Here is a 7226-nt window from a genome sequence, read left to right as displayed (position 1 = left end):
CGGCAGGGACGCGCTGGGCTTCGGACCCGCGGAGTGGCGGCGGCTGCGGGGCGGGTTCGCGGGGCTGGTGCTGCAGGACGCGCTGGTCTCGCTCGACCCGCTGCGGACCGTGGGAGCCGAGATCGGCGAGGTGCTGGCCGTTCACGACGTCGTCCCACGGGCACGGCGCCGTGACAGGGCGTTCGAGCTGCTCGACGCGGTGGGCGTGCCCGATCCCGCGCTCCGGATCGGGCAGCACCCGCACCAGCTCTCCGGCGGGCTGCGGCAGCGGGTGCTGATCGCCTCCGCCATCGCGGCCGGCCCCGAGCTGATCATCGCCGACGAACCGACCACGGCGCTCGACGTCACCGTGCAGGCCCAGATCCTGCGGCTGCTGGCCGAGCGCCGGGCCGCCGGGTGCGCGCTGCTGCTGATCAGCCACGACCTGGCCGTCGTCGCCTCGATCGCCGACCGCATCCTCGTCATGAAGGACGGCCGGGTCGTCGAGGAGGGCCCCGCCAAGAGCGTGCTGTCGGCGCCCGCGCACGACTGCACCCGCTCGCTGCTGGCCGCCGTCCCGTCGGCCGCCTCCCGCGGCACCCGCCTCTCGGCCACCCCGCCCGGCGCGCCCCTGCCCCGGCGTGCGCCGAACCCGTCGGCACGGGTGCTCGCCGGCGCCGCCCTGTCCAAGTCGTACGGCCCGCGCCGGGTGGTCGACGACGTCTCGTTCACCTTGTGCGAGGGCGAGACGCTCGGCGTGGTCGGCGAGTCGGGCTCGGGCAAGACCACGCTGGCCCGCCTGGCCCTCGGCCTGCTCGAACCAGACGCCGGCCGGGTCACCCTGCACGGCAGAGAGTGGAGCCGCGTGCCCGAGCGCAGACGACGCCCGCTCCGCCCCAGGATCCAGCTCGTCTCCCAGAACCCGCTCGACTCCTTCGACCCCCGCCACACCGTCGGCCGCCTGGTCGCCGAGCCGCTCGACCTGCCCGGAGCCGAGCGCCGCGCCCGGGTCCTCGACCTGCTCGACCGCGTCGGCCTGCCCCCCAGCGTGGCCGGACGGCACCCGAGAGAGCTGTCGGGTGGCCAGCGACAGCGCGTGGCCATCGCCCGGGCCCTCGGCCCCCGCCCCGACGTGCTGGTCTGTGACGAGCCCGTCTCCGCGCTCGACGTCTCGATCCAGGCCCAGGTGCTCGACCTGCTCGCCGAGATCCAGGCCGAGTACGGCACCGCCATGCTGTTCATCAGCCACGACCTCGGCGTGGTGCACCATGTAGCCGACCGGGTGCTGGTCATGAAGGACGGCAAAGTGGTAGAGGAAGGAGAGGTGACGGAGGTGTTCTCGCAGCCCCGGCACCCGTACACGCGGGAACTCGTCGAGGCGGTTCCCCGGGTTTCCTGAATTTCCTACCAAGTGTGTGGGATAGTGGAAAAGTGAGCCTGGACAGGATTCGCGCATCGAGCGCCCGAGCCGATTCCCCTCTGACCGCCGCCATCCTGGCGGGCCGGTGGATCAGATCCGCCGCAGCCCATGACGAGCATGGGAGGCGCTGGGTGGCCAATCCCGATCCGCACGGCGGGTCGGCGGTCACCCCCGAGCCCGGGTCCCTCTACTCGGGGGCGGCGGGCATCGTGCTGTTCTTCCTTGAGCTCGCCGCCGCGACCGGCCACGAGGCGTACCTGGAGGACGCCGCGGCCGGGGCGCGCAGGCTCGCCGCCACCTGGCGCGAGCAGGACGACCTTTCGCTCTACCACGGGCTGACCGGCACGATGATCGCGCTCATGGAGGCGGGCTGGGCGCTCGGCGAGGGGAACTTCGAGGCCGAGGCGGCCGCCATCGCCGACCAGATCGTCCGCAGGGGCCGGGAGTCCGGGAACGGCGTCGGATGGTCGCGGGATCCCGCCCAGCGGGGTGAGGGCGGCATCATCCTCGGGCTCCTCCGGGCGGCGGCCCATCTCGGCGTGCCCGCGTACGAGGAGGCGGCCCTGGAGGCGGGGCTGCGGATCGCCCGGCTGCCCGTCCCCGGGCACCAGTTCGGCGACTGCGCCGACCTGCCCATGGACGCGGTCACGCCCGGCTTCCTCGCGGGCACGTCCGGCACGGCGTTCCTGCTCGCCCGCCTGTACGGGGTGACCGGCGACGAGCGGTTCCTGTTCGCCGCCCGCAGCGGGGCGGCCTTCGTCCGCGAGATCAGCGTCGTGAGCGGCTCCTGCGCGGTCGTCCCGCACCACGTGCCGCATGCCCGCGGGCTGCACTACCTGGGCTTCTGCTCCGGCTCGGCCGGCGTGGCCAGGATGTTCTACGAGCTGTACCGGGTGGGGGGCGACCCCGACGACCTGGAGTGGGTGGAGCGGCTGGCCCGCGGCATCGTCAAGAGCGGCGTGCCGCGGCGCCGTACCGAGGGCTACTGGAATGTGGCCTGCCAGTGTTGCGGCACGGCCGGCCTGATCGAGCTGTTCGTGGGGCTGTGGGCGGCGACGGGCGATGAGACCCACCTGGAGTACGCCCGCCAGCTCGCCGCCGACCTGATCGGCCGGGCCACCGACCACGACGGGCGCGGCTACCGCTGGTACCAGGCGTACCGGCGGCTGCGCCCCGGAGAGGTGACGGCCGACACCGGCTACATGGTGGGCGCGGCCGGCATCGGCGCCGCGCTCCTGCACCTCGACGCCGCAGGTCAGGCCGACCGTCCGCGCCGCGTGATCCTGCTGCCCGACAACCCGTTCCCCGCGATCCCCTTGCCCACGTCCGTGCTCCGTTGACAGCGATACCCAGTTTTCCTACTGTTTAACTGGGTATTGAGCCAAGGAGCACGTTATGACCGCATGTGACGTCCCCCACCGCCGCGAGAAGGCCATATGAAGCAGGTTCATCTGGCCGCGCACTTCCCCGGCGTCAACAACACCACCGTCTGGGCCGACCCCCGATCCCGCAGCCAGATCGACTTCACGTCCTTCCAGCACCTGGCCCGCACCGCCGAACGCGGCAAATTCGACTTCTTCTTCCTCGCCGAGGGGCTGCGGCTGCGCGAGCTGAAGGGCCGCATCCATGACCTGGACGTGGTCGGCCGCCCCGAGTCGCTGACCGTGCTGGCCGCGCTGGCCGCCGTCACCGAGCGGCTCGGGCTGGCCGCCACCGTCAACGCCACCTTCAACGAGCCGTACGAGCTGGCCAGGCGGCTGGCCACGCTCGACCACCTCAGCGCGGGTCGGGCCGCCTGGAACGTGGTCACCACCTCGGACGCCTTCACCGGAGAGAACTTCCGCCGAGGCGGCTACCTGGACCGTTCCGACCGCTACACGCGGGCCGAGGAGTTCGTCCGGCTGTCCCGCGAACTGTGGGACTCGTGGCAGCCCGACGCCGTGCGCGCCGACCAGGAGAGCGGGCAGTTCCTGCGGCCCGGGTCCATCGCGACCGTACGGCACCAAGGCCACCACTTCGACATCGAGGGGCGATTCAACGTCCCGCACAGCCCGCAGGGCCATCCCGTGATCATCCAGGCGGGCGACTCCGACGAGGGCAGGGAGTTCGCCGCCGCCAACGCCGACGTCATCTTCAGCCGCCACGGCACGCTGGAGGAAGGGCGGGCCTTCTACACCGACGTCAAGCGCCGCCTGGCGCGGTACGGGCGGCAGCCGCACCAGCTCAAGATCATGCCAGGGGCGACGTTCGCGCTCGGCGACACTGACGCCGAGGCGGCCGAGCACGCCGCCGAGATCCGGCGGCAGCAGGTCGGGCCGCAGACGGCGATCGCCTTCCTGGAGCAGATCTGGGGCCGGGACATGTCCATGTACGACCCCGAGGGGCCGCTGCCCGACGTGGAGCCGGCCGTCGAGCAGGACGTCTCCCAGGGCCGCGTGCAGGTGGCCGACCGGGTCGCGGTGGCGGACAAGTGGCGGGCCGTGGCCACGGAGAAGCAGCTGACGATCCGGGAGCTGGTGATCGAGATGACGGGGAGGCAGTCGTTCGTGGGCTCGCCCGCGACGGTGGCCGCGCAGATCGAGGAGTTCGTGCGCACGGACGCCTCCGACGGGTTCATCCTGGTCCCGCACCTGACGCCGGGCGGACTGGACGACTTCGTCGACAAGGTGGTGCCGCTGCTGCAGGAACGCGGCGCCTTCCGTACCGACTACGAGGGAACCACGCTCCGCGACCACCTCGGGCTGGGAGGTGCCGCATGACGGACGCGCCTGTTCACCTGGCCGTCGCGCTCGACGGCGCCGGGTGGCATCCGGCCGCCTGGCGGGACCCGGCGGTCAACGCGAGGGAGCTGTTCACCGCGCGCCACTGGGCCGGGCTCGTCGCCGAGGCCGAGCGCGGGCTGCTCGACCTCGTCACCATCGAGGACTCCCTGGGGCTGCAGTCCACGCGCCTCGACGGGCCGGACGGGCGTACCGACCAGGTGCGCGGCCGGTTCGACGCGGTGCTGCTCGCGGCCGTGCTCGCGCCGCTCACCACGCACATCGGACTGGTGCCGACGGCCACGACCACACACACCGAACCGTTCCACGTGGCCATCGGCATCGCGAGCCTGGACCACGTCAGCCTGGGGCGCGCGGGCTGGCGGGTCCAGGTCTCCGGCCGTGGCTGGGAGGCAGACCACTTCGGCCGCAGGGAGATCCCGGCGCTCATCCCGAAGCGGGACACGGCTGACCAGCGCCGATGGGAGCCCGACGAGCGCAGCCGCGAGCTCATCGGGGAGCTGTTCCAGGAGGCGGCCGACGCCGTGGAGGTGGCCAGGCGGCTGTGGGACAGCTGGGAGGAGGACGCCGAGATCCGCGACGTGGCCACCGGCCGGTTCATCGACCGCGACAAGCTGCACTACATCGACTTCACCGGATCCCGGTTCTCCGTCAAGGGGCCGTCCATCACGCCCAGGCCGCCGCAGGGGCAGCCGGTCGTGACCGTGCTCGACCACGGCGGGTCGGCGGTGCCGTACGAGCTGCCCGCCCGCTCCGCCGACGTCGTCTTCGTCACCCCGCACGGCCGGGACCACGCGCGAGACATCGTCGAGCAGGTCAGGAACGTCCCCAGGGACGGGCACCCGCTCAAGGTCTTCGCCGACCTGCTGGTCCACGTCGGGGACGACGCGGCCGACCGCAAGGCCCGGCTCGACGAGCTGGACCAGCCTCCCGAGTCCGACGCGTTCACGTTCACCGGCACCGCCGCCGAGCTGGCCGACCTGCTGCTCGACTGGCGGGAGTCAGGGATCGAGGGGTACCGGTTGCGGCCCGGCGCCCTGCCGCTCGACCTGGAGGGGATCACCCGGCAGCTCGTCCCCGAGCTGCAGCGGCGCGGCGCCTTCAGGCGCGGGTACGAGGCCGCCACCCTGCGCGGGCACCTCGGCCTGCCGCCCGCGACCAATCGTTACGCCTCCTAGAAAGCTGACATTGCGTGAAATTTCTGGCGATCACCCTGATCGTTCATGACGGCCGTAAATCCACGAACGAGCGGTTCCAAGAGGTCATCTCCAACGCGGTCCTGGCCGAGGAGCTGGGATTCGACGGGTTCGGGGTGGGAGAGCGGCACGAGCGGCCGTTCATCTCCTCCTCACCGCCCGTGGTGCTCAGCCACATCGCCGCCAAGACGTCCCGCATCCAGCTGTTCACCGCGGTCACCACGCTCAGCCTGCTCGACCCGGTACGGGCGTACGAGGACTACGCCACCCTCGACCACCTGTCCGGCGGGCGGCTCGAGCTGATCATCGGCAAGGGGAACGGCGCCGCCCAGGCCCAGCTCTTCCACGTCACCGCCGAGGACCAGTGGGATCGCAACCGCGAGTCGTACGAGCTGTTCCGCAGGCTGTGGCGGGAGGACAAGGTGACCTGGGAAGGGCGGTTCAGACCGTCCCTGACGGACGCAGAGACCTGGCCGCGGCCGCTCCAGCAGCCGATCCGCGTCTGGCACGGCAGCGCCACCAGCAAGGAGTCGGTGGACCTGGCCGCGCGCTACGGCGACCCGCTCTTCTCCGCGAACGTCACCAACCCCATCGACCCCTACGCCGAGCTGATCGACTACTACCGGGAACGGTGGGCCCACTACGGCCACGACCCGGCCGACGCCCTGATCGGGGCGGGCAGCGCGGGCTACTACGCCACCAAGAACTCACAGGACGCCGTCGAGACGTACCGGCCGATCTTCGACGCCCGCCTGGAGACCTTCAAGAAGTACGGGGTGCCACCGGTCTTCCACTCGCTGGAGGACGCCATCGAGCGGAGCTCCATCCTGGTCGGCAGCCCGCAGCAGGTGATCGACAAGGTGCTTCGGTACCACGAGCGGTTCGGGCACGAGGTGATGCACCTGCACGCGGACGCCGACGGGCTGACGGGCGCGCAGCACCGCGAGGCGCTGGAGCTGTTCCAGTCGGAGATCGCCCCGGTGCTGCGCAAGGAGATTCCCAGCAGGCCGTTCCCCGGAGGTTCGTCATGACGGTTCCCCTGTCCATCCTCGACCTGGCGCCGATCCCGGCCGGCGGCAACGCCCGGGACGCCTTGCGCAACACCATCGACCTGGCACGGCAGGCGGAGTCCTTCGGCTACCGGCGCTACTGGCTGGCCGAGCACCACTTCGCGGCGGGCGTGGTCAGCTCGGCGCCCGCCGTGCTCATCGGGCTGGTGGCCGCGGCGACCAGCCGGATCCGGGTCGGCTCGGGGGCGGTGCAGCTGGGCCACCAGACGCCGCTGGCGGTGGTGGAGCAGTTCGGCCTCCTGGATGCGGCCCATCCGGGCCGCATCGACCTCGGTCTCGGCCGCTCCGGCCAGCGCCGCGCCGAGCTCGCCCGCCGCGCGGAAGGCCCCCCGGCGCCACCCGAGCAGGGGCGGGTGGTGGACGGTTTGCTCATTCCGCCGCCGTTCGACTTCTCCGGGCTCCTCAGGGCGCCGCACCTCGCCTTCCAGGCGTCGCTCCTCCAGCAGCCCGGCGCCCAGACCCCGGACTTCGCCGAGCAGCTCGACGAGGTGCAGGCGTTCCTGCACGGCACCTACACCTCGTCCGACGGCCTGGCCGCCCACGCGGTCCCGGGCGAGGGCGCGGACGTCGAGCTCTGGATCCTGGGCAGCAGCGGCGGCCAGAGCGCGCAGGTGGCGGGGGAGCGGGGTCTGCCGTTCGCCGCCAACTACCACGTCAGCCCCGCCACCGTCCTTGAGGCCGTGGAGGCGTACCGGGAGGCGTTCAAGCCGTCCGCCGTCCTGGAGGAGCCGTACGTGATCGTGTCCGCCGACGCGGTCGTGGCCGGCGACGAGGCCGCGGC

General features: G+C 72.3%; 6 protein-coding genes. All 6 read left to right on the top strand.

All coding sequences use genetic code 11. The features are described from left to right. The coding region (locus AB0J09_RS50515; protein WP_360708451.1) for an ABC transporter ATP-binding protein at positions 1-1378 on the top strand (1378 nt) is incomplete at its 5' end. 152 nt (positions 1379-1530) lie between these two features. Further along, positions 1531-2739, top strand: coding sequence for a lanthionine synthetase LanC family protein (locus AB0J09_RS50510; RefSeq protein ID WP_360708449.1), 1209 nt, complete (start codon positions 1531-1533; stop codon positions 2737-2739). 96 nt (positions 2740-2835) lie between these two features. Then, on the top strand, positions 2836-4158 hold the full coding sequence (locus AB0J09_RS50505) for an NtaA/DmoA family FMN-dependent monooxygenase (protein ID WP_360708445.1): 1323 nt from the start codon (positions 2836-2838) through the stop codon (positions 4156-4158). Further along, on the top strand, positions 4155-5357 hold the full coding sequence (locus AB0J09_RS50500) for an LLM class flavin-dependent oxidoreductase (protein ID WP_360708442.1): 1203 nt from the start codon (positions 4155-4157) through the stop codon (positions 5355-5357). The genes AB0J09_RS50505 and AB0J09_RS50500 overlap by 4 nt, the downstream gene beginning before the upstream one ends. A 23-nt stretch (positions 5358-5380) precedes the next feature. After that, positions 5381-6406 carry an LLM class flavin-dependent oxidoreductase gene (locus AB0J09_RS50495; RefSeq protein WP_360708453.1) on the top strand — a complete coding sequence of 342 codons (1026 nt, stop codon included), beginning with the start codon at positions 5381-5383 and terminating at the stop codon, positions 6404-6406. Continuing rightward, positions 6403-7226: LLM class flavin-dependent oxidoreductase (locus tag AB0J09_RS50490; protein WP_360708439.1), on the top strand; the 824-nt coding region annotated here is incomplete at its 3' end. The genes AB0J09_RS50495 and AB0J09_RS50490, both read left to right, overlap by 4 nt.

This window comes from Nonomuraea sp. NPDC049784 (assembly GCF_040659615.1).
Taxonomy (GTDB): Bacteria; Actinomycetota; Actinomycetes; order Streptosporangiales; family Streptosporangiaceae; genus Nonomuraea.
This window is presented reverse-complemented; position numbering and strand designations above follow the sequence as displayed.